A 26,369-nucleotide genomic window follows, 5' to 3' on the forward strand; every position below is an offset into this window, starting at 1 on the left:
GACATAGATTATAACTACCAATGGATAGATTTTCATTTCTAAATGCCGCCCATACAGCTTATTTTTCAGAGCTTTACGATCAATATTTGCAAAATCCAGATAGCGTTGAGCCTAGTTGGCGTGCTTTCTTTCAAGGTTTTGATTTTGGATTAGAGAGTAGTGATGCTGTTTCTGATGAAGTAGGAGGGGCACAAATTGCAATTCCTGAGAATGTTCAAAAAGAATTTCAGGTCGTACGATTAATAGATGCATACCGTACAAGAGGACATCTATTTACAAACACAAATCCAGTAAGAGCTCGTCGTAAATACGAACCTACACTGGCATTAGAAAATTTTGAGTTATCTCAAAGCGATCTAGATGCCCAATTTGAAGCGGGTTCTATTTTAGGACTAGGAAAAACTAGCTTACGCGAAATTATACGCCACCTTGAAGCCATTTATTGTGAGTCAATAGGAGTGGAGTATATGTATATCCGTAAACCGGAAGAACGCAAGTGGATTCAAGACTGGTTAAATGTAAATGATAATCATCCTGATTATTCGGCAGATAAAAAGAAGCATATCCTTAAAAAATTAAATGAGGCATTTTCTTTTGAAACTTTTTTGCACAAGAAGTATGTAGGACAAAAACGTTTTTCTATAGAAGGTCTAGATGCTTTAATACCAGGATTAGACAACCTTATTGAATTAGGAGCCGAAAAAGGTGTTCAACAATATGTAGTAGGGATGGCACATCGTGGCCGTTTAAATGTACTTGCAAATATATTTGGAAAATCTGCAGAAAATATTTTTTCTGAATTTGATAGTAAAGAATATGATGAAGAAGAACTTTTTGATGGTGATGTAAAATACCATATGGGATGGACAAGCTTTCGCAAAACAGACGGAGGTAAAAAAGTCCGTATGGATCTTGCCCCTAATCCTTCTCACTTAGAAACTGTAAATGCAGTTGTAGAAGGAATTACTAGGGCAAAAATAGATAATAAATTAGAAGGAGATACCAAAGCAATACTACCTATTCTTATACATGGTGATGCTGCAGTTGCAGGACAAGGGGTTGTATATGAAGTAATACAAATGGCACAACTAGATGGTTATGGTACTGGAGGTACTATTCATGTAGTGGCAAATAATCAAGTAGGATTTACAACAAATTATTTAGATGCAAGATCATCTACCTACTCGACAGATATAGGTAAAGTAACCTTATCTCCAGTACTTCATGTTAACGGTGATGATGTAGAGGCAGTATGTCATGCATTTGCATTTGCATTAGAATTTAGAATGCAGTTTGGACGAGATGTATTTATTGATGTCTTAGGATATCGTAAGTATGGTCATAATGAAGGAGATGAACCTCGTTTTACACAACCCGTATTGTATGATGCAATAGTAAAGCACTCAAAACATTCACATCCAAGAAACATTTATGCTAAGCGTTTAATGGAAGAAGGTGTTATTGTAGAAGGACAGGTAAAGCAATTAGAAAAAGAATATAAAGATGACCTTGAAGAAGACCTTGAAGCATCACGTAAAAAAGACAAAACAGACATCACCGAGATTCTTGCAGATGATTGGGCAGCATATGAATTATCAGGATTAGAAGAAATTTTAACCCCAGTAGATACTACGTATGATATAAAGAAATTAGGAGAACTTGCTCAAGGCATTACAAAGTTGCCAGAAGACAAGAAATTTATCCGAAAAATAGAACGTATTGTTACAGACCGTAATAAACAATACACAGAAAAAAACAAATTAGATTGGGGAATGGGTGAGTTACTCGCTTATGCTACCTTAATGGAAGAAGGATTTAATGTTCGTATCTCTGGTCAAGATGTAGAGCGTGGGACATTCTCACATCGTCATGCCATTATAAAAACAGAAGACGGACAAGAAGAAATTAATCTTCATAATAAATTAGGTGTTTCTGGACGAATGGATATTTATAACTCGCTACTTTCTGAATATGGAGTTGTAGGATTTGATTATGGATATGCAATGGCAGCTCCAGAAACATTAACTATTTGGGAAGCACAATTTGGTGACTTTTCAAATGGAGCACAGATTATGCTAGATCAGTACATCTCTGCAGCCGAGTCTAAATGGAAAATCCAAAATGGCCTCGTGATGTTATTACCTCATGGATACGAAGCACAAGGGTCTGAACATTCTAGTGCACGTATGGAACGTTATTTACAATTGTGTTCTAGAGATAATATGATTATGGCAGATGTTACAACACCTGCAAACTTCTTTCATTTACTACGTCGCCAAATGAAGTGGAATTTTAGAAAACCACTTGTTGTATTTACACCTAAATCATTACTAAGAGATGAAAGAGTTGTAAGTACAAAAGAAGAACTTGCAACTGGTAGTTTTCAAGAAGTGATAGATGATGCACAAGTAGATAAAAATAAAGTAACGTCTCTTGTATTTTGCACAGGTAAGTTTTATTATGACTTACTACTAGAACGTGACGGAAACAAGAAACAAGAAGGTAATGGACGCATAGATGTAGCTATTGTTCGTATAGAACAATTATTTCCATTACCACAAGATAAGATTAAAGAAATAATAGCTGGATATCCTAATGCAACAGATTATGTATGGGCACAAGAAGAGCCTAGAAATATGGGAGCTTGGGGATATATGCTTATGAATTTTGAGGAAGTAAAATTACGTATTGCATCACGTCACGTCTACAGTTCGCCAGCAGCGGGTAGTAGTACGAGATCAAAAGCAAGACACAGAAAAGTAATTGAGAGTGTTTTTGAAACACCAAAAAAGTAATAAATATTTAGAATCAAACCGCTTTCGCGAAAGCGTAACTTAGAACAACTATGGTTTTAGAAATGAAAGTCCCTTCACCGGGAGAATCCATCACCGAAGTAGAAATTGCACAATGGCTCGTTGAAGACGGGGATTATGTAGAAAAAGATCAAGCTATTGCCGAAGTAGATAGTGATAAAGCAACATTAGAACTTCCTGCAGAAGTAAGTGGTGTTATTACACTTAAAGCAGAAGAGGGTGATGAGGTCGCAGTAGGCGCTGTGGTTTGTCTAATAGATACATCTGCCGAAGCACCAGCCGGAGGAGCAAAAAAAGATGCACCTGCTGAGAAGAAGGAAGTATCTGCACCTGCGGCAAAAGTAGAAGCACCTGCTGCAAAAACCTACGCTTCTGGATCACCAAGTCCAGCAGCAAAAAAGATTCTTGACGAAAAAGGAATGGATGCTAATCAAGTATCTGGATCTGGCCGTGATGGACGTATCACAAAAGAAGACGCTGTAAAAGCAACACCTTCTATGGGAACTCCAGGGCCTGGGGCTAGAGGAGAAAGCCGCACAAAACTATCTATGTTACGTCGTAAAGTAGCAGAGCGTCTTGTAGAAGCTAAGAATACAACAGCTATGCTTACGACTTTTAATGAGGTAAACATGCAGCCTATTTTTGATCTTCGTAAAGAATATAAAGAAGCTTTTAAAACAAAGCACGGTGTAAGTTTAGGATTCATGTCTTTCTTTACACTAGCAGTAGTGCGTGCATTAGAAATGTATCCTGCGGTTAATAGTATGATTGACGGGAAAGAAATGCTAACCTTTGATTATAAAGATATTTCTATTGCAGTTTCTGGACCTAAAGGATTAATGGTTCCTGTGATACGCAATGCAGAAAACCTTTCTTTTAGAGGAGTAGAAAGTGAAGTAAAACGTCTTGCAATACGTGCTCGTGATGGACAAATTACGGTAGACGAGATGACAGGAGGAACGTTTACTATCTCTAATGGAGGTGTATTTGGATCTATGTTATCTACACCTATTATCAATCCACCACAATCTGGTATTTTAGGAATGCATAATATTGTAGAGCGTCCTATCGTAAAAGATGGAGAGATTATCATAGCTCCAATTATGTTTGTAGCACTTTCTTATGATCACCGTATCATTGATGGTAAAGAATCTGTAGGATTCCTAGTAGCTGTAAAAGAAGCACTAGAAGATCCGATCAATATATTGATGGATGGCGATATAAAGAAAGCTTTAGAAATGTAAAATTTTTACAATATAGATAATAAAAAACCGAGCTAATTAGCTCGGTTTTTTTGCTATAAACTGTAAATGTCCCCCAACATTTTGAGTGTTCAAAGCAATGATTTACTTAGTCAAGTAGCTCATATTTTTAAATTATAGAATTGTTTTGTGTCCAAATGAGTAATGCCATTTGTGAAGATTTAATTCCTAACTTATATATAATGTTAGAACGGTGTTTTTCTACAGTCCGACGTGAACAATTTCTGATAAGTGCAATCTCAGCCGAAGTATGCTCATTTTTTATATAGCGTAAAATGTCTAGTTCGGTTTTGCTGAGTTGTTTTATAATGTGTTGTGATTGAATAGATGAATGCTTGGTCATCCTCAAATGTAAGAGATGACGCTCCTGTTTGTCAATACGTAGACCTACGTATTTGTGATATTTTAGAAAAGGAGTAGAATACATTCTTTTCTTATAGTTAATTAAACAATTCAGGATTTTTTTGGACCCAAAGGAGAAGTGCATTTTGAGAAGATTTAATGTCTAGTTTATGAATGACATTAGAACGATGTTTTTCTACCGTACGCTTAGAAATAAAAAGATGATCAGCAATTTGAGAAGAAGACCAATCTTTTGCTAAATAACGTAAAATCTTTAACTCAGTTGGAGTTAATCTTTTTATAGTATTGGTGTCATCAGATAAGTGAATCTCTTCCTGTAATTTTTTGCTCTTATAAATATTCCCTTTGATAACTTGGGTAATGCAACTTTCGATCTCTTGTAGCGTATCGTCTTTTAATATGTATCCATGAATTGTAACACCTATCTGCTTTATAATAGCTTCTTCTTTATGTAGGGTAAGTATAATAATTTTGGTATCAATATGATGTTGCTGACAAAGTTTTGCTATTTCTAATCCATTAAGTTTAGGCATATCAAAATCTAAAATAGCAATATCTGGCTGTGTATTTATAATATTGTTATACGCCGTATTGCCATCTGTAGCAGTTTCTAAAATGGTATAACCTCTGGTTTTAAGAAAGTTTTCTGTACCACTTAATAGCAATGGGTGATCATCGGCAATAATTAGAGTTGTTTTTTTCATAGTAGGGGAACAGTTATTGTAATAGTGGTTCCTTTTTGTGGTATAGATACTATACGTAATTGAGCATTTATAAATTGAGCTCTTTCTTTTAATGTTCTTAATCCTAAATTAGAAACACTATTTTCATAAAACTCAGATTCAAAGCCTATCCCGTTATCTTTAAGTTGAAATAAGATGTTTTTTTCATTTTTTGATACATTTAAATTACAAGCAGTGGCTTTAGAATGTTTTATTACATTAGAAATACATTCTTGAAGCATTCTGAAAATGAAAATTTCTTTTTCTTTAGCAATAAGACCTTCTATCTCATCGATGTCAGCAGAAAAGAAAATAGGTGATGTTTTTTGAAATGCATCAATCACATTGTGTAAAGCTTGTGTAAGTCCTAGTTGTTCAAACTGAAAAGGATGCAAATTATGCGACATTTCTCGCACTTCATGTATTGTGTCTTCTACAAGAGGAATCGAATTATCTATACTTTCATTTTTTAATAATAATGTGTTTTTAAGTAATAATAATTTTTGACCTATACTATCATGAAGTTCTTTGGCAATTCGAGAGCGTTCATTCTCTTGAGTATTGATTAACTGCGTGGCAAACTGTTCTTTGAGATTATGACGCTTTTTAAGTTGTAAAATATACCAAAACCCTATTGCTCCAAGTAAGATAATTAAGGATAAATAAAACCAAAATGATTTATAAATGAAGTTTTTTGCATGGATATGTAAGTATAAAGATTCTCCAATTTTTTGTTGAGAAGAATCTAATGCTTCTACTTCTAAGTCATAATTTCCAGGAGCTAAACTCACTAAGTTTAAAAGGTTTTCCCTTCCCAAATTATTCCATTCTTCCTGATTAAAACGATACCTGTAATTTACAGTTTCATTAATAAACATTCCTAATAGCCCAAATTCAAGATTAATATTTCGATGCTCTGCAGGTAGTGTAATTGATGTTAATGTATTTAATTTCTCAGAACTCAGTTCGCGTTTTCGTGCCTTTGTTTTTTTGTCAAAATAAGTTACAGAAGAGAGCTCAAGCAAAGCATCTATTTTGTTTTTACTAATTGAATCAGGGTGAAAATAATTTAATCCTCTCAATGTACCTACGAGAAAATAACCATCTTCTGTTTTTGCAGCACTATACCGATTGCTTTCAAAATGACTCAAACCATCACTTTCTCCATATCGTATCATCGATTGGTCAGAAGGATCAAAAGCTATGATTCCAGAAAAGGTGTTTAACCATATGCGATCATGATTGTCTAATAAAAAAGAAGCAATACTTGCTTTAAGAGGATCTTGGTATATGGTTTTAAATTTTAGTGTTTCTGTGTCAAAATAAAATAATTCACCAGAACGACTCCCCATAAGAAGTCCATAAGGTTTGGTATTTTTGATGGATAATAAAAAATTTCCATCTATAGTAGTAGTAGGTTTATGTATTGTAGCTTTTTTGTTGTGATAAACTAATAAACCATCACCTGTAGCTCCATAAATGATACCATCTTTTTTTGTAATGACTTGTATATCTAGAGTATCTGTTTTTGTTAGAGCGTGATGTTTTTTTGTGACTTTGTCAAAACGCATCAAATTGTATTTATGGGTACCATAGTAAATAGAGGTGCTGTCTTCTATCATAGAAGATACTGGGTAGTGAATGTATGTTTCTAATTCTCGAGAAGTATCATCTACGTGTACAATTCCCTTATTATATGTACTCCAAAAACCATTTTGTGTTTTGAAAAAACCACGATTTTCATCGGCAATATAAGGTTGGCCATTAAGAGTTAATTTGTAAGGGGTTATTTCTTTTGTTTTAGGATTGAGAATATACCACCCATTATTTTCTGTGGAAACTAGAATTTTTTTATTGTTCAAAGGTAAAATACCACGAATACTATAGTTTCTAAGAAACAATGAAAAATTTGAACTTTCAAAAACTATATGATGTAACTGACCACTTTCTCCTATAAATACTTCTTTTTCAAAGTTTCTAGATGTAAAGACAGGAACTCTTGGAAGGTTTATAGAATATGTAAAATCAGGATGATCAAGAGCATTGAGATAACGAGACATTTGTATTCCCGATTTAGTGTCAAAGCTATCAAAACGAAGCACATTGCCATACAGATCATTATGAATCTTATTTGCATTGTTTTTTTTGTTTCTTAAATCTTGAAAAATAAAAGTTTGTATCCATACTCGTTTTTGAGGATCATAAGAAAAATAGTCTTCAGTGCCAGAGAAAAAATTAGCGTGATAACTGCCATTATAGATGAATAACGAATTAATATTTAGATTGTAATCTATAAGGTTTTTATCTACACCTAAATCTTCAGCATCTAAGGTGTTAAGTAAATTCCCTTTAGTATCAAAAGTGAGTATTCCAGATCGATCATCATTAATAATAAAATGATCATCAAACCCCATAAATTGCGATGCTAAAACATTTTTTTTGTTAGGAATTTCTTGAAGTAATGTAAATGTCAAATTAGAATCGAGTGTATATATAAAACTGCGCTCATTGGTATTTATAAACAATATGAAATCATCTTTATAAGGATACAATGTAAGCTCATAATTATCTTTAATATTAATGTGATCTATAGGAAGTATAATTTCTTTACTAACTAAGGTTTTAGGGTTTAATAAAAATAATTGCGAATATTTGTTTTTTTGGCGGTCTTGAATATGCACGTAGATATTTCCATCTTGACGCTTTTTAATAACAGCATTAGAAAATGTTTCAGACTTTATATTTGGTAAATCTATCGTATGAAATGAATTACCATTATAGCGTTGTAAAATACTAACATCACTTTCTATTTTAAATTCATTAGGATTTGATCTATGCCCAGCAATCCATAACCACCCATCATTATCAAAAAGCATTGCACTTACATTGTCAACAAGAAAACCATCTTTGCTATCATATATTTTGTGATTTTGTGGTGTATCCTGAGCTTGACTGCATATTGTATACAAGAATAAATAGAATATAAAAATATATGTATGATGTTGTTTTTTCAATATGTATAGAATAATAGGGATTACTATGCAACCATCCAAAAATAGGTAATTTGTAATATAACGAGTACTTAGATGTAAAAATGAGAATCTAACGCACTGCTTTCTCTGATTTTAGTAAATAGGAAAATAGGTATGAATTTGATAGTAAGATTGTGGTGTATTGACAAGTAAAAAGGAATAGAATACAAATGAATCCTATAAATACCTAATACCTTTGAGTAATTAAAAGCTACAACTAAAAACTGGAAATATGAAAAAGTCAATTATTGCAAATTTTGAACAGGAAATGAATACTACACGTCGTTTTTTTGATGTGATTACTAATGAATTCTTTGCATATCAACCCCATGAAAAATCGATGGATGCTGCAAAACTTATGAATCACATAGCAATGATTCCTGCCATAGTACCTGCAATTGCTGGAGGGCCAAGTCTAGATTTTAGTCAAGTACCGTCTTCTGAACCAGCAACAACAAAAGAAGCAATTATTGAACTTTTTGAAGCTAATGTTGCTCAAGCAAACGAAGCTCTTGAACAATTGAAAGAAGACCAACTTATCGATCCTTGGACATTAAAAAATGGAGAGAATACCTATATCAATGAAGCTCCTAAACAAGATGTGATGCGTAATTTAATAATTAGTCATACCATCCATCATAGAGCACAATTAGGTGTGTATTTACGTATGAACAACCTTAAAGTACCTGCTAGCTATGTAGCTTCTGCAGATGAGAGTTTGGTATAACTTAATAGAATTGTTCTGTAAATTATAAAAGACCGAACATATGTTCGGTCTTTTTGATAAAATAACATAATGATCCCCCAATCAATAAGTTATTTTTAGGGCGAGTGTTCTTATATGTTAGGAGCACTCTATTATCTTACGATCAATTTTTTGGTGATCGTTGTGTTTTCTTGCGATGTAAAGATACTCGGAAGAAATGTTCTAGTATATACGTACCTACTGCAAAAACTACGTAGGGGTACGTAGGGTGTGAAGTTGAAAAAGAGAAAAGAATAGAGAAAATAGAATGTAGATTCAAGAAAGAGATCACCTAAAAAGTAACTTAATATGTCATTCTGAATTTATTTCAGAATCTCATCACTCTGGTTAATTTGATGAGAAACTGAAATAAATTCAGTTTGACGAAAATTATATCTTTTTAGATAACCTCTTTTTTGTAAAATGGTTTAGTGATCCCCCAATCCATATACCATTTTAATCTACGTATTCTTATGTCTTAGGAATACCCAATTATCTCAAGATTAATTTTTTAATAACGGTGTTTTCTTGCGATGTGATCTGCATAAAATACATCCCTCTTGCAAGATCATCCAGATCAATAGTTTGCGTTTGATCAAAGTTTTGAAGATCTATACGTTTGATGATTTTTCCGTTGACGTCTGTAATGATTGCGTTTTCAAGTGTTGAGGTTCCAGTATAGGCTAGTGTCACCTGACCCTGTGATGGATTTGGGTAGAGGTTAATTACGCTTTCGCGAAAGCTATCTTCGTCTGCACTCAATACGTCACGATCTTGGAATACAATCGTAAATCTATCTGTGTATAATCCTTTCTGAGCTGTAAACGCATACGACTGTTCGTTTAAATTGACGATCGTGTTTAAAAAATGATCGATGATAAAAACGGTTGCATTTTCTATAACGATTCCTTCAAGGTTTTCGATACTTATGGTGTATGGAGTTACTGCTTCAATAGACGTCGAAAAACCAAGTGCAATTTCCATGTCAGCATCAAAAACTTCTCTTGACTGAATCCCTAAAAGTTCCCCAGAATCTACCATTGTAAATAACGATAAGAACGTCCCCATTCGCGGACTATCATATCCTTTGTCAATACTTGGTGTTGCATCAGGAGTAAATCCAATGCCTGTTTGAGCAATGACTTCCTCAAAAGCGGTGGTGGTCAAGTTGAGCCATAGTTTATCGACTCCTGTTTCAGTTTCACTACTTCTAAAGCCATCATTATTTCCAGTCACTCGGATACTGTTGGTAAATACGACAGGCGTATTATCCATCATCTCTACTTGATCTGCTTTGATACCAAATCCTTGTCCAGACGCCATAAACTGTCCAGGTGCTGTTCCTCCATTGACGGCAGCAATTCCCATCATGGCATTACGTATAGAAACATCATTCATGGAGAAATTACTCGTTCCAAAACCAGGAAGATCAGATGAAGGATTGGTAATATGATCCCAATAGTAGACTTCATTCACCGCGTCATTTGCAGTAATAAACGCCGTTACATCTATCGCCGAAGCGTATGGATTACCTAATAGATTATAGTTATTGGTAGTTGCAGGACCGTTATAATTGATCGGCACTGATATCGTTCCTGAGTTTAAGGTTCCAGGATTGGTAGAATTTTGTGTATAGGTAAGAGTATAGGCACCGTCTCCTACATTGGGTTCCGGTTGTGGGAATATCAATTGTCCGATACCTGCTGCGGGTGTTGCAGTACTTCCTGTGACAGGCAATAGATAATCATTATTATCATCGAGGAAGTTTTCTGCAAACTCAAACTCTGGAAACTCAACAAAGTCAATAGCAAAAGGCACAAAATTACTTGAGATAATACTAAAGACTGCTCTTGAATTTCCATACACTCTATCTCTAGCCTCGGCAGTTACTGGACTACTCATGGCTACAAAATTACGATCGTCTATGGTTGGGGTAATTTTCGCGACAGCTATAGCTCCATTATTGATAGTTACGGCATCTTCCTGAACTTGCACGACACTTCCTTGGTTAGAAACATCAAGTGTTCCGTTTATAATGATATTATTTTCTACGCTTATAGAATTACCATCTGCAATCGTAAGTGTTATTCCGTTATTAATGATAAGTTCGCAGGCGGTGATGTCTCCAAGACCCATGGTTGAAGTGTTGTAATCTTCGGCAATGATAGCTCTTGTAGCAGTTGTTGGATTTCCATTGTCCCATCCTCCTGCAATGGTATAGGTAGTCGTGGTAACACAACTACTGCCTTCAGAAAATACATTCACAAAAGCACTGCAGGTATTTACATTACCATGAACGTCTGTTACAGTATATGTAACAGGATTTGATCCTATGTCTGCTGTGGTAAATGTAGTTTGGTCCATGGTTATAGAAGCAATACCGCAGGCATCAAAGACAGCTGCGTTTTCAATAATTGTAGCAGATCCATCAGATTCGGTGAGGGTTTCTGTCCAGTTTACAGCAGCAAACTGTCCTTGAGAGCCTGGCTGAAAATTGGTAACCGTACTCGTAGCAGCTCCAAATGTATTATCTAAGGTAAGTGCTCTAAATCCAAATATATCTCCATTACTAAGCATCACTGTTTCTGTTCCAGATTGATTAAAATCATCACCTGCAATATCCGTTAGTTCGGTAAATACGCCATTTATAAGAAATCCGAATGAGTCAAATTCTGCTCCATCATCAGTCGCATAGATCCAATCAAAAGTGATGGTAACATCTTCGGTGATGGGTACGGTAATATCAGAGTTTCCAGGTAAATTAGATTGATTGTCTCCACTCACGAGCACTATTTCAAAAGTAGATAAGTCCGCTAAAATAGCTGCGGGATCTAAGGTAATCGTACCACTCATATCAAGATCTATAGTAATATCTTGACAATTAATCGTAGGAGCAATGTTATCTTCTACAGTAACCATGGTAGTACAGGTATCTATATTACCACTGCCATCATCTACCGTAAGTGTAACCATTTGTGGTGTTCCTACATCTGCACAACTAAAGGTATTGCGATCTACACTAAGGTTGATACTATTACAATCATCTGTACTACCGCCATCTATATCCTGAGGATTCAAGGTAGCCATACCATTAGCATCAAGTTGTAAGGTAAAAGGTTGACACATTGCAACAGGTGGTGTACTATTAGCAACCACAACATTAAAAGAACAGATCGCAATATTTCCAGCTTCATCTACTGCTTCAAAAGTAACTAGAGTCGTTCCAGATGGAAAAAATTCGCCAGAGGCTAGTCCAGAAGTTTGAGTAATCGTAACTGCAGAACAGTTATCGGTTGCGGTAGGTGTTGTAAAAGTCGCTATAGCTCCACAATCTGTTGGATCTGTAGGTTCTGGTAACATAATGTCTGTAGGGCAATCTGTAAATACGGGTAGTATGTTTTCAGGACCTACGTCTATGATATCCCAATTATAAGTGTCAATAATACTTTGCCTAGCTGCTTCTGCAGTACAGTATCCGCTATTTCCTGCATCAAATTCTACATCATTTTGAAGTGTTTGCATGCTCCAACCTGTGAGCAGACTGTCATAATTATCACTAGAAAGTGTAACGCCAAAAAACATCGCAGTCATATTGGTTACACTTTCTACATTCCAATTCCCTAAATCTTGGTCAAAGCTTATAGCTTCATTGAACATAAATTCCATGTTGACGACACTGGCTGTATTTGCTGCCCAAGCTCCAATAGGTATATTAAAAGAGGTCGCGCCCGAGAACATGCCTGCCATCAACTGTACATTGCTTACATTCCAACCGCTTATGTCCTGATTAAATGCAGTAGCTCCTTCAAACATATTGGTCATATCTGTCACATTTCCTAAGCGTGTTCCCCAATCGTTAAGCGGTTGATTAAACGCAGTTGCATCAGAAAACATAAAAGCCATATTTGATACATTGCTTACATTCCAATTATTGATGTCTCTATTAAAAGCAGTGCCTTCAAACACCCCTACCATATTAGTCACTGTGGTTACATCCCAGTTTTCTATAGCTCCATTAAAAGCAGTAGCTCCTCTAAACATAGAGGCCATATTATCTGCATTTCCTAAACGTGTTCCCCAAGCACTTAAATCCTGATTAAACATAGTGGCACCATCAAACATAAAGGCAAAAACACTTACATTACTCACATCCCAATTGCTGATATCTTGATTGAAAGGCGTGTTTCTAAACATCCCATCCATATTCTGTACATTGCTTACGTCCCAATGACCAATATCTTGATTCATGGAGGTAGCTCCATCAAACATTCCAGCCATAACTGTAACGATAGATAAGTCAGGAGCATCTAGTGCATTTATAACGAGGTTAGAACACCCATGAAAAGCTCGTGACATCGAATTCCAAACGGAATCCCCCCAACTTTCTACAGAAAGGATTTTCTCGCGATCTCCTCCGTTATTAAAAAATATCGTTGTGAACGTTCCAGAAATAGTCACCGTATACGTTCCAGCTGTGGGGTATGTATGAGTAATCGCTCCACTTATATTGGTGTCAGGCGTAGACATATCTCCCCAATCTACGGTATAGTTGCCTCCTATAGCAGGTATGGTAATCTGGTTGTCATTAGAAGTACCTGGGTTATCGGTTTTCCAAGTGGTTATAAATTCTGACATTTCAGTAAACACTTCTATGGTATCACTAGCAGTAGCAGCACAACCATTATCATCTGTAAATGTAAACTCAATAGTGTGTGTACCTACACCAGCTGCTGCTGGGTCAAAATTATACAGGGTTCCACTAGCTTCATTTGTTACACCGGGACCAGCATATATACCAGAACCCACTGTTTCTGAACTTGCAGTTCCTGTACCTGATAAGAAATCTAGAAGATCTCCACCAACAGTAAAGTCAGTACCAGAGATGAAATTTATAGTTCCTGAAGCACCTATAATTGCAGTATCTGCAACGATATTTGGTGTTTGACCATTATCAAATGTTAGTGTTATGGTGTCGCCCAAAGCAGTTGCATTCACTAAATTAACTGTACTACCATTGGCTTCATTGTTTGCAATAACGTCTGTGGATAGCATAGCTCCAGGGCCATCAAATACAATATCTCCTCCAATAAAACCTGCAAAACCAAAAACATCATAACTAATATTTAGGGTAACTGTTGTAGATGTAATACTTACCGCTGGAGTTCCTCCACTAAGTCCTGTTTGTATACCTGCATCTACGGGTAGATTTGGTGGTGCTGTAAAGGTTACAGTGGGTAATGCAGCTACTTCTACTGTATCACTGGCAATCGCAATACAGCTATTACTATCTGTAACTTCGTAGGTTATCGTATGTGTTCCAATTCCAGTTACTGTTGGATCAAAACTATAGGTCATTCCGTTGCCATTGTCGGTTACTCCTGTTCCTGAGTATATTCCACCAGAAGGAGTTCCTCCTGATAATCCAGTTTGCACACCAGCATCTATACATATAGGTGCTGGAGCCGTAAATGTTACTGGAGTTTCACAAATGAATAAAACGGTTAATGTAATAGCGGTAGGTGCATAATTGATTTCCCAAGCTAAACCTGGAGGTAATGTTGGAAATGTTGTTGTATCAAAAGTGCCAGAAATTGAACCTGCATTTAAAATGGTAAAGGTATCTCCCATTTGTGGTACAAAGCCAGATAGTAAACTAACATTTAGTGTTCCGGCTAGTTGTGCGTTTTCGGTAATGATTACTTGATCATTACCAGTCCCAGAAACTGTAAAAGCTTCTATTTGGATGTCCATGCGAGCAGTGCTTTCATGGGCGTAGTCATTATCAAAATAATATCTTTTAGTATCAGGACCCGGTGCTAAAATACCTGCATTACTTTGATCACCTGTATGCGAAGTGTTTATTCCGCTTAACACACCATTTTCTGTAAGTACTATGGAACCTGTATTGATAATGTCTTGATCATTTATTAGTGATGCTCCTCCATTATTATTTAGTACCCCATCAACATTATTATTTAAAGTTGCAAAGTTGACTACGGTCCCTCCATCGTTATTATGTATAATGCCATCATTATTCATAACACCACCAAAACTATTATTTAAAACCCCAGTATCGTTGATTGCCAATGTACCTGTACTCGTATTATTTAATGCTGCAAAATTGAATAAAGTTCCAGTAATCGTTATGTTGGTACTATTGTTTAATATTCCACTAGCAAATACTTGTCCTTCTATACTGATAGGTGTGGTCGTATTTATTATTGCTCCAGTATCTATAAAAGCGTTATCTCCTGCACTTAAAGTTGTGCCTGGATATGATGGACTCCAATTTGCAGTATCTGTCCAATTACCTGTTCCAGTATAAGTAAAGGTGGTTTGTGCGTGTAGTGAACTTATAGTAAGTACTAAAACAGAGAGTACTAGTAGTATTTTTCTCATAACAATAGGGATGTTAGTTTACGATGTAAAAATACTGGTAAGATGTTTTCCAACAAATACGTACCTAGTACAAAAATTACGTAGGGGTACGTAGTCCTTGAAGTTGAAAATGAAATCGAAGTTGAAGTTGAAAAGGTGACTGAGTGATTCTGATGCAATCAGAATTATATCGAAGTTACCGTGATGAAATTGAAGTTGAAACTGAAGTTGAAGGCGAAAAAAAGAGAGGAAAGGGAAAATAGACTCAAAAAAAGAGACTATCTAAAAAGATGTAATTTTCGTCAAACTGAACTTGTTTCAGTTTCTCATTAGGATGATAACTAATGTGATAAGATTCTGAAATGAATTCAGAATGACGTATTAAATTGCTTTTAGATAATCTCTTTTTATAAAATGGTTTAGTGATCCCCCAATCAATACACAATTTTAGTCTTTATTCTTGTGTTTTAGGAACATTCAATTATCGTAGGATTAATTTTTTAATAACGGTGTTTTCCTGTGATGTGACCTGCATAAAATACATCCCTCTTGCAAGATCACCTAGATCCATTGTTTGTGTTTGATTAAAATTCGTTAGATCTATATGTTTGATTATTTTTCCGTTGATGTCTGTAATTACCGCATTTTCCAGTGTTGAGGTTCCAGCATATGCGAGTGTGACTTGACCCTGTGATGGATTAGGATAAAGGTTGATTTTGCTTTCGCGAAAGCTATCTTCGTCTGTATCCAACACCTCACGATCTTGGAATACAATAGTGAACCTGTCAGTATGCAATCCTTTTTGAGCTGTAAATGTATACACCTGTTCGTTTAAGTTGACTATCGTGTTTAAAAAATGATCGATGATAAAAACAGATGCGTTTTCTATAGCGATTCCTTCAAGCGTATCGATGCTTATGGTGTAGGGAGTTGCTTCTTCGATAGATGTAGAAAAACCAAGTGCAATTTCCATATCAAGATCAAAAGCTTCTCTTGACTGAATCCCTAAAAGTTCTCCAGAATCTACCGTTGTAAATAACGATAAGAACGTCCCCATTCGCGGACTGTCATATCCTTTGTCAATCGCGGGTGTCGCATCAGGTGTAAAACCAATGCCCGTTTGTGCAATCGCTTCATCAAAAGCCGTTGTTGTCAAGTTGAGCCATAATTTATCAATTCCCGTTTGAGTTTCACTATTTCTAAACCCATCATTATTTCCTGTGACACGAATGCTATTGGTAAATACGACAGGCGTATTATCCATCATCTCTACTTGATCTGCTTTAATTCCAAATCCTTGTCCAGACGCCATAAACTGTCCAGGTGCCGTTCCGCCATTGACGGCAGCAATTCCCATCATGGCATTACGTATAGAAACATCATTCATAGAGAAATTACTCGTTCCAAAACCAGGAAGCTCTGATGTAGGGTTGGTGATATGATCCCAATAATAGACTTCATTTACGGCATCATTTGCAGTAATAAAAGCCGTCACATCTATCGCCGATGCATATGGATTACCAAATAGATTATAGTTGTTTGTCGTCGCTGGGCCGTTATAATTGATCGGTACAGAAATGGTTCCTGAATTAAGTGTTCCTGGATTCATGGCATCTTGAGTGTAGGTTAGGGTATAGGCACCATCACCTACGTTAGGTTCAGGTTGTGGGAAGATCAATTGTCCAATACCTGCATCTGGTAAAGCGGTGCTTCCTGTGACAGGTAATAGATAATCATTATTATCATCTAGGAAGTTTTCCGCAAACTCAAACTCTGGAAACTCAACAAAGTCAATAGCAAAAGGGACAAAGTTACTTGGGATAATACTAAAAACAGCTCTAGAATTTCCATACACTCTATCTCTAGCCTCGGCAGTTACTGGACTACTCATGGCTACAAAATTACGATCGTCTATGGTTGGGGTAGTTTTCGCGACAGCTATACTTCCATTATTTATAGTTACTGCATTCTCATCAACCTGTACCACACTTCCTGTGTTGGCCACATCAAGTGTTCCGCTTATGGTGATATTATTTTCTACGTTTATAAAATTGCCATCTGTCACGGTAAGAGTTGCTCCCATATTAATAATAAGTTCACAGGCGTTGATATCCCCAAGACCCATGGTTGACGTATTATAATCTTCTGCAATGATGGCTCTTGTGGCAGTTGTTGGAGTGCCATTATCCCAACCTCCTGCAATCGTGTATGTGGTGGTTGAGGTACAAAGGTTTACAAACACTTCTATGGTGTCACTTGTAGTAACAGCACAGCCGTTAGCATCTGTAAATGTATACTCAATAATGTGTGTACCTACACCAGCTACTGCAGGATCAAAACTATAGGTAGTTCCATTACCATTATTTATTACGCCTGGCCCAGAATAGATGCTAGTGCCTGGCGTATTTGCAATCCCTGTGCCCGAAAAGAAATCAAAAACATCTCCATCAATAACCAAGTTAGAACCTGAGAACGTTAAACTTCCTGATGCTCCTATAATAGGGGCATCTGCAACAATGGTACCTATTGAACCATTGCCAAAATCTAACGTTATTGTAGCGTCCAAAGCAGTTGCATCTACTAAATTTGTGATACTGCCATTAGCATCATTGTTTGCAGTAACGTCTGTGGATACCATAGTCCCGGAGCTGTTAAATACAATATTTCCTGCTATAAAGCTTTGAAAGCCATCTACTTCATAATCAATAACTATTGTAACTGTAGTTGATAGCATACTCACCGATGGCGTACCACCACTAAGACCTGTTTGTATGCCTGCATCTACGGATAAATCTTCTGGAGCTGTAAAAGTTACAATGGGCAAAGCAACTACTTCTATGGTATCTATAGCAGCGTTACTACATCCATTAGTATCTATTACTTCATAGGTTATCACATGAATGCCTATTCCCGCTACTAGAGGGTCAAAACTATAGGTCATTCCATCACCATCATCTGTAATTCCTGTACCACTATATATACCACCTACAACTGTTCCTCCACTTAAGTTAGTTTGCACACCGGCATCAATACATAAAGGTAGTAGTGGTGCAGTAAATATTACATTGGGTAAAGCAAATACTTCTATAGTGTCGCTGGCTAAATCAATACATCCATTCGTATTTGTAAAACTATAGGTTATCGTATGTGTTCCGGCGCCAGCTACCACTGGGTCAAAGCTATAGGTCATTCCGTCACCTTCATCAATTACTCCAGGCCCTGCATATATTCCGCCAACGGGGAATCCTCCACTTAGATCTGTTTGTATTGGGGCATCTATACATAGTGCTTCTTGAGCGTTAAATGATACATCAATTTCACAATACACAGTAATAGTATCACTAGCAGTCACAGCACAGACATTATCTTCTGTAAATGTATATTCAATAATGTGTGTACCTACACCAGCTACTGCTGGATCAAAACTATAAGTTACTCCATTACCGTCATCTATAACGCCAGGGCCAGCATATATACTAGAACCAAATAAATCTGTAGTTGCAGAGAGTGTGCCGAACACAAAATCGAATGTAAATCCATTAACAGGTATGGGAAATCCTCCTAGAATGTCTACATTTCCAGAAGCTCCTAAAATAGTACTATCTGCAGTAAGACCTGTAAATGCACCATTATCAAACTGTAAAATTATCTGCTGGGAACCACTAACGCTTGCATTGACTACATGAGCTTCAGTATTGGTAGGGATATCAACGAGACTTAGATCAGTAGATAGCATTGTTCCAGAGCCATCAAATACGATTGTTCCTGACAGTAAAGCTGATATTGGAAGTGGTCCACGCCTATACATAGCACTAATAATTAGAGTTGTTGATACAATACTCACGGCTGGTGTACCACCACTAAGACCTGATTGTATACCTGCATCCACAGGTAGATTTTCTGGAGCTGTAAAGGATACTGTGGGTATATCTATTACTTCTATGGTATCACTGTCGAAATCAATACATCCATTTGTATCCGTAAAATTATAGGTAATAGTATGTGTTCCGGCGCCAGCTAATATTGGGTCAAAGCTATAGGTCATTCCGTCGCCTTCATCTGTAACTCCAGGTCCTGAATATATTCCGCCCATGGGCAATCCTCCACTAAGATCTGTTTGTATTCCTGCATCTAGACATAACCCTTCTTGAGCTTGAGCGTTAAATAGTACTGGAAATTCACAGGGTGTAACAACAGTTAGGGTAACATTTGTAGGATAATAATTAATTTCCCATATCTGGTCATTCTGAGTAGGCAAGTTTGCCAAATTTGTCGTGTCAAATGTGCCTGAAACTGTATTTGCTGTAAGTATGGTAAATGTTTCTCCTCCTAGCGGTACAAAACCAGTGGGTAAAGTAACACTTAGCGCTCCACTCAGATTTGCAGTGCCGGCTATAGCCACGTTATCAAACTCGGTTGTGTTTTCTATCTCTATATTGAGGGTTGCATTCGCGGTATGCGTATAGTCGTTATTTAAAGAATAGGTGCCTGTAGATGCTGTTGTATTGCCAGGACTTAGGTTGGCTTGATTAGTAAAGTTTCCTGTATGGTTTGTATTAATACCTACAAGATTTCCATTATTTAAGTTGTTAAATGCACCTGTATGTGTAATTGCTCCAGAATTATTAAGTAGACCTTGATTGTTTAATGTAGCATTATTTATAGTAATCGCCCCAAAATTATCTAAAGTTGCAGTTTCTAGATTAGTTATACTACCTGAATTCATTGCAATCTCTCCTGTATTCGTATTGGTAATTATTGCTGCCCCAAAATTAGCGCCACCATCATTATATGTTAGCGTGCCCGAATTGGTTATGCTGCCTTCGAAATTGTTCATACGGGTATTGAATAGAAGTTCTCCCGTATTAGTTACAGTACCAAAATTATCTAACCTCGACACCTCTGTTTCTCCAGGGATTTCATTTTGGGACATGCCACCACTATTCAGAAAGGTGCCATTATTATCAAACTGCGCATTATTGATAAAAAAAGCTTGATTATCAATAGTCCCATTATTGGTTATGGCTGCATCATTTATGAGGGTTCCTTCTACGATAGTTAAGGTTCCGTTTACTGTGAAGTTTTGGATATCAAAAATCCAGAAAACTCCATTAGGTGCTGTAGTATTATCATAGGTTAATGTTGAGTTCTCATTAATAATAAAAAAACCAAATTCTACTCTAAGAGTACGACTCACGTGCATGGTAGTATTGGTAAGGTTAAAAGAGCCAGAAGTGACTCTAATTACACCACTATTGTCTATGGTATTTGGCGATCCGTCAGAATTAAAGCCACCACCTACAAGGTTAAAGAATCCTGAATTGCCAAGATGACCATTATTAAGAAAAATATCTACGTTAGTGGTGCCTCGGTTAGTAAGTGTACCATTATTAAAGGTTACAAAAGTGTCAAAGTTGCCGTAGTTTATTAATTCTGCTCCAGGCTCAATAAAAAATTGATTGTTATTATCAAGAAGGTCTACCTCAGGATCTCCAAAAACACCATTTATGAGAGTAGCCCCACCTTCTATAGTAGTAAATCCATCATTAACAAAAGAACTAGTGCCAGCTTCTGCTGCTGCACTAGTGAAGGTATGTGTGTCACCAAACCCTCTCATAGTAAATTCTCCAGTAGCGGTGACAGTAAAGGTACCTGTATTCACATGTTCAAGAATCTTATCAGTATCCCCTCCTTGTGAAATAAGAGATAGAAAAGTTCCAGAATTTACAAAAGCCCCATGATTAGTAAACGTGGCTATTCCTAGTTCAGGGATCGGAAAAAAAGTAACTGAATTTGAAATAAACAAAGAGCCTTGATTAATAAATACACTACCAGTCAGATTTGTTAATATACGGGTTCTACCTATGTTTCCTTGATTCTCAATGAAACCATCATTTATAATATTCAAGTCTAAAAAACGATTACTAAACTCTCCTAAATCTACACCAACACTACCTGTAGGAGTAATTAAAAGGGACCCGCCAGAATTAACTCTTATTTGCTTGGGAATGAAAAAATCGCTTATCTGATCTATTGCGCCGGATACAATGATTTCTCCATTATTTATTATTGAATCGTCATTAGTAAAACCACTATTTTGATTGTAGGTCAACCTACCATTTACATAAAGATTTCCATTATTTGTTATTATGGATCCATTAACACCAATTTCTAACCTACCATCAATTTGGATAGTTCCATTATTAGTAGTTAATGTATTTTGAGTTATTATAATCGATGTTCCGATAGGAATGATAACCGTATCGTCTGTATTTATAGTCGCACCAGGAGAGATGCCGCCTTCCCAACTGCTGCCAACGCTCCAATCGAACGCATCTGCTGTGGCTACAAAGGTGGTTTGTGCTTGTAGGGTATTTGTAATACTAGTAATGCAAATAATAATAAGTAGTATTCTTTTCATAACAATAGGGATGTTAGATTCGGATGTAAAAGTAGGCGTAAGGGTTTTCCTAGCAAATACGTACGTACTGCAAAAACTACGTAGGGGTACGTAGTCCTTGAATATGAAAAATGAAACCGAAGTTGAAGTTGAAAAGGTAATTGAGTGATTTTCGCTTAAAGCGAAAATAGTATCGAAATGACCGGTTGTGAAATTGAAATTGAAAAAAGAGAAGAGATGATAGAGCATAGAATATAGATTTAAAAAAGCTATCTAAAAGCAACTTAATACGTCATTCTGAATTCATTTCAGAATCCCATCTTATGTACATACTATAACTGAGCCACTCATGGGATCTTGAAACAAGTTCAAGATGACGCTGGAAGTCTGAAGTTGTTTGTTATTAGATGTGTGTAGTATGATTATTAAAATATAAAAGTAAGATGATGGAGTGATTTTCGCTTAAAGCGAAAATAATATCAAAATTACCGATTATGAAGATGAAAATGAAGTTGAGATTCCCGCCTTCGCGGGAATAAAAAGAACATAGAATATAGACCCAAAAAAACGATCTAAAAGCAACTTAATACGTCATTCTGAATTCATTTCAGAATCTCATCACGCTAGTTATCAAATTAATGAGAAACTGAAACAAGTTCAGTTTGACGAAATTTTCTCCTAAGAAGTAAGGGCTAAGGAGGTGTGAATCCTTAGCTTTTCTTTAGTAATTAGTCAAAGGTTAACTCCGAATTCTACATTACAAAACGAAAAAGTAAAATAGAGTAATACGCTATCGTTAGAGTGTTACTCTATTTTTGATTTTATGGAAAGGTATTGTTTAAGGTTGTGCGAGATTTCTTGACTGGCCTTTCGACAGACTTAAGGTGACAACTTTAGATCACATTATTAGAGAAGAGAGAAAAGAAGAGAGAAAAGAGATTTTTTCTTGACTTCTCTACTCTTTAAAGCGAAAGAATGAGCTCCTGATGTTCTTGGGTCCAAATAGAAAGGGAATCTAAGCCTGTGGGTAATTCTAGTTTGGCAATGATGTTTGCACGGTGTTTTTGTACGGTGCGTATGGAAATAGTCAATAAATCTGCGATTTCTTTAGAGCTGTTGCCTTTTGCAATGAGACGTAAAATAGTACGTTCAGAAGGGGAGAGGAATTTTACTTTTTGTAATTCTGGATTGACTTGTCCTTCCAAAATAGCATCAAAGGTAGCACTGAAATAGGTGCCTCCAGAGGCAACTGCTTGAATGCATTTGTCTATCTCCATAAAAGGTTCGTCTTTGATAAGATATCCAGCAATATTTAATTTTTTTGCTTTTAAAATAAAGCCTTTTTCTTTGTGAGATGTGAGTACAATAAAACGTGTTTTAATGTTTAATTCTTGGCATTTTTTAATGACTTCAAATCCCGTTAATAAAGGCATTTCTATATCCAATACAGCGACATCGGGTTGTTCTTCTTGCACATAATCTAAAGCCAACGCGCCATTCTCTACCGCCACTATATGTGAATATCCTTGTGCTTGTAATGCATTCTTGAGTCCGTCCAATAATAAGGGGTGGTCATCTGCTATGAGTAGGTGTATATCAGTTCTTTGCATGTGTGTGAGGAATTTGGGCAATTGTTTCGGTTCCTGTTTCTGCGTTGCTTTCTATAGTGAGTGTGCCTTCTAAGATACGAATACGCTCCTGAAGTGTTTTTAAACCTAAACTATTATTCTTTTGTTTCTCTAGTACATCAAAGCCTTTTCCGTTGTCTTTAATGGTGATAAGAATGGTTTTTTGTTCTTGTTGTATGGTGACTGAGATTGCTTTCGCGAAAGCGTGCTTCATCACATTAGATACATTTTCCTGAATGAATCTATAGATGTGTAATGCTGCTTTTTCATCAAACAAATGGTCAATGTCATCTATATCTGCTGAAACAAAAAGGTCAGTTTGTTCATCTATATCATAGAGTAATTGTTCAATACTACCGCTAAGACCTAGTTGTTTTAAAATAGCGGGATAGAGATTACGGGAGATATGACGTACGTCTTCCAGGGTTTTATGAGTGAGTTCACTGATGTCTGTATCTCCTTTTTCTTGAAGACGTTGTTTAATTAAGGTGAGTTGCTGGCCTACACTGTCATGTAAATCCTTTGAGATGCGAGCGCGTTCTTCTTCTTGAGATTGCATTAAGTCTTGCGAAAATCCTTCTTGCAGACGTTTACGTAACTGTTGTTGTCTAAACATCCAGAAAAGTATACTTGAGATGAGTACTGTGATGGCTAGAAAAAACCACCAGGTTTTGTAAAAGAAATCTTTAGAGTGTATAGGAAGTAGGAGGGAATCTCCAATTTTATTACCTGAAAAATCCAAGGCTTCAATTTCGAGTATATAATTGCCCGCAGCAAGATTTGGAAAACGTATGGATTGTGTATTTCCTATAGATACCCACTCTTTGTCATCAAGGCGGTAGCGGTAGCGTTCATTTCGAGTAACATCGAGTTGTGTCAAGGCAAAACCAATCTCTAATGCACGATTTTCTGATGGGAGTGTGATGGTTTTTGCTTTCGCGCCGTGCCTGCCGGCAGGCAGGAAAGCGTACTCAGTATCAACTTCTGCGTCACGATGTTCCTTGAAAGCATACTGATCATGCGATACGCTATATTTTTTATCTTGTGTATTATAGGTACTGATGCGTAAAGGAACGATTTGAGCAGTATTTACTTCTGGTTGAAGTTTTTCTGGATCAAAAAGGTTCAATCCTTGTATGGTACCTACCAAAAAGCCGTCTTCGGTCTTTAAAGCGCTATATCGATTTGCTTCATTGTTTGTAAATCCGTCTTTTACAGAAAAACGATGTGTCTGTTTTGATTCAGGATTGAAGGATACAATACCATTAAAGGTGTTGATCCACCAGTTGTCTTGATCATCAAAAAGGATAGTGGCAATACCGGCTTGTAGCTCGTCTTGATATAGGGTTTTGAATTCTTTGGTTGCAAGGTTAAATGTGGTCACTATCCCTGAGCGCGATCCTTGGATATATCCATAGTCAGGATGATAGTCTCCCATGAGAAGAAAAGGATCTGGGAGTTGTGTAGGATCGTTGTAAAATGCGTGCTCTTTTGAGCTAAGGTCATAGGTGAGCAATCCTTTATTTGTACTCGCGACTATATGGTTGTCTGTTTCACGCCATTCAAGATCATAAATATCTAAGGAATCTGTTGATATTAAAGGGGTATGGGTTTTCTTATGGGTGTTAAATTCCATGAGATTGTATCCCTTGGTTCCATACACAATGGTAGAGTCTGTAGGGCGTACCATACAGATGGAAGGATAATGTCTATAATAGTGTAATTCTCGTGTTAAAGTATCTGTCTCAATAATTCCTCCAGAAGTATCATTACTCCATATCGTGCTACCTTCTATAAAAAAATTACGAGAGGCGTATGGTTTTAAAACGTCTCCTTGTTCAAGAACGGTATAGGGTTTTACGGTGTTATTTGTACTATTAAAAAGGTGCCATCCATCTTTCTGGGTAGCAATAAGGTACTCTTTTTGAGAGAGGGAAGTCATCGCTCTTATCTCTTTATCAGGGAGTAGTGTCGTGACAATATCTGAAGGAAACTTTATGTAGTGTAATGTATTGTTGGTCGTAAACCAAGCATCACGATGTATGTCTTGAGATGCTATTTCAATACCACTAGCAGGGCCAAAACTTTTGTCTGCATATATGGTCGTTAATCCCTTGGTGTTATCTAACGTTTGTATTGATAATTGATCTTTATAGGAAGAGATAATAGTGTGCCCTCCTTTTTGATCATTGTATGTTTTTACATTATCGTTTGGAAGCTGACTTTCTGAAGAGGCTATAGGAATTAATCCCATTGCTTTTGGGTCTATACGATATACTTGAGAATTATTATATAAGAGCACATAGTGTTGTCCATTCATTTGGAAATGTCCATTGATCCATTTTTTGTATAATGCGAGTTCTCTGTTATTTTCAAAGCCTTTTGGGTCGATAGTTTTTAGGACATCTCCTTCCCAAGTAACAAAGGTGATCGGGAAGTTGTCGTCACTTATAACGATGACATCTTCAAAAGGAATAAATTGTGTTTTTTGATCTATAAGTATCCGATTAACCCTTGTAGTAAATCGAAATTGTTCTTCAAGGTATGCGTCAGGATGTATCCTATTAATGATCACTTCAAGGTTGTTTTGAGTAATGACATAGTCTTTGCCTTGATACTCAAAGATAGGAGAGATGCCACCGTTTATAAATTCTTGTATTTGTGTGAACTTTGTGCTGATAGGGTTGAATATGTAAAGTGCTTTGTTTGAAACAATATAGAATTGCCCATCACTTCTTTTGTGGATGTCAATGATGTTATTATTCTTGCCAGGTAGCGAGATGGTGTGAAAAGAATTTCCGTTAAAACGTTGTAAAAGCGTTGGATTTGTGTTTGCTATAAGCTTAGAGCGAGATAAATTAACACCACCTCCCAACCAAAGAAATCCATTTTGGTCAAACTCGAGTGCTTGAACGTTATCTATCTCCAATCCATCTTGTTGGGTAAATTGTTTTTGGAACACCTCATTGTTTTGCGCATAACAAACACAACAATAGCACATAAGATAAACGAACAGTAAGATTCTC

10 protein-coding genes are annotated in these 26,369 nt (G+C 36.4%); 3 read left to right on the forward strand and 7 right to left on the reverse strand.

Translation table 11 applies throughout. The annotated features are described in order from the left end of the window. Positions 1-20: 20 nt before the first annotated feature. Both ABJD27_RS06835 and odhB read left to right on the forward strand, forming a co-directional pair. Complete coding sequence (locus tag ABJD27_RS06835) at positions 21-2,795, forward strand: 2-oxoglutarate dehydrogenase E1 component (RefSeq protein ID WP_348172680.1); 2,775 nt, start codon at positions 21-23, stop codon at positions 2,793-2,795. Between the two features lie 50 nt (positions 2,796-2,845). Continuing rightward, positions 2,846-4,057 carry a 2-oxoglutarate dehydrogenase complex dihydrolipoyllysine-residue succinyltransferase gene (gene odhB, locus ABJD27_RS06840; protein ID WP_348172678.1) on the forward strand — a complete coding sequence of 404 codons (1,212 nt, stop codon included), beginning with the start codon at positions 2,846-2,848 and terminating at the stop codon, positions 4,055-4,057. A 127-nt stretch (positions 4,058-4,184) separates the two neighbouring features. Here the strand turns inward: odhB and ABJD27_RS06845 are convergent, their stop codons facing one another. From ABJD27_RS06845 to ABJD27_RS06855, 3 genes are all read right to left on the reverse strand, one after another. Continuing rightward, the gene (locus ABJD27_RS06845; protein WP_348172676.1) at positions 4,185-4,418 is read right to left on the reverse strand and encodes a helix-turn-helix transcriptional regulator; all 234 of its coding nucleotides are present in this window, start codon (positions 4,416-4,418) and stop codon (positions 4,185-4,187) included. Positions 4,419-4,515: 97 nt separating this feature from the next. Beyond that, on the reverse strand, positions 4,516-5,142 hold the full coding sequence (locus ABJD27_RS06850) for a response regulator transcription factor (protein ID WP_348172673.1): 627 nt from the start codon (positions 5,140-5,142) through the stop codon (positions 4,516-4,518). Then, complete coding sequence (locus ABJD27_RS06855) at positions 5,139-8,129, reverse strand: sensor histidine kinase (protein ID WP_348172670.1); 2,991 nt, start codon at positions 8,127-8,129, stop codon at positions 5,139-5,141. Before ABJD27_RS06855 ends, ABJD27_RS06850 begins: the two co-directional genes overlap by 4 nt. Before the next feature lie 295 nt (positions 8,130-8,424). Between ABJD27_RS06855 and ABJD27_RS06860 the strand changes: the two genes are divergently transcribed. Continuing rightward, positions 8,425-8,919: a DinB family protein gene (locus ABJD27_RS06860; RefSeq protein ID WP_348172667.1), complete on the forward strand. Its 495-nt coding sequence runs from the start codon at positions 8,425-8,427 to the stop codon at positions 8,917-8,919. Between the two features lie 510 nt (positions 8,920-9,429). Here ABJD27_RS06860 and ABJD27_RS06865 read toward each other — a convergent pair. The 4 genes from ABJD27_RS06865 to ABJD27_RS06880 all read right to left on the reverse strand — a co-directional run bounded on the left by ABJD27_RS06865 (position 9,430) and on the right by ABJD27_RS06880 (position 26,305). Next, positions 9,430-15,336 (reverse strand): BspA family leucine-rich repeat surface protein, encoded by a 5,907-nt coding sequence (locus ABJD27_RS06865; protein ID WP_348172664.1) that lies wholly within the window; start codon positions 15,334-15,336, stop codon positions 9,430-9,432. 460 nt (positions 15,337-15,796) lie between these two features. Beyond that, positions 15,797-21,736 (reverse strand): T9SS type A sorting domain-containing protein, encoded by a 5,940-nt coding sequence (locus ABJD27_RS06870; protein ID WP_348202019.1) that lies wholly within the window; start codon positions 21,734-21,736, stop codon positions 15,797-15,799. A gap of 941 nt (positions 21,737-22,677) precedes the next feature. Further along, positions 22,678-23,325 carry a response regulator transcription factor gene (locus ABJD27_RS06875; protein ID WP_348162379.1) on the reverse strand — a complete coding sequence of 216 codons (648 nt, stop codon included), beginning with the start codon at positions 23,323-23,325 and terminating at the stop codon, positions 22,678-22,680. After that, complete coding sequence (locus tag ABJD27_RS06880; RefSeq protein ID WP_348162377.1) at positions 23,312-26,305, reverse strand: ATP-binding protein; 2,994 nt, start codon at positions 26,303-26,305, stop codon at positions 23,312-23,314. The genes ABJD27_RS06875 and ABJD27_RS06880 overlap by 14 nt, the downstream gene beginning before the upstream one ends. Between the last annotated feature and the right edge of the window lie 64 nt (positions 26,306-26,369).

Origin of the sequence: Dokdonia sp. (genome assembly GCF_039945015.1) — a bacterium.
Lineage (GTDB): Bacteria > Bacteroidota > Bacteroidia > Flavobacteriales > Flavobacteriaceae > Dokdonia.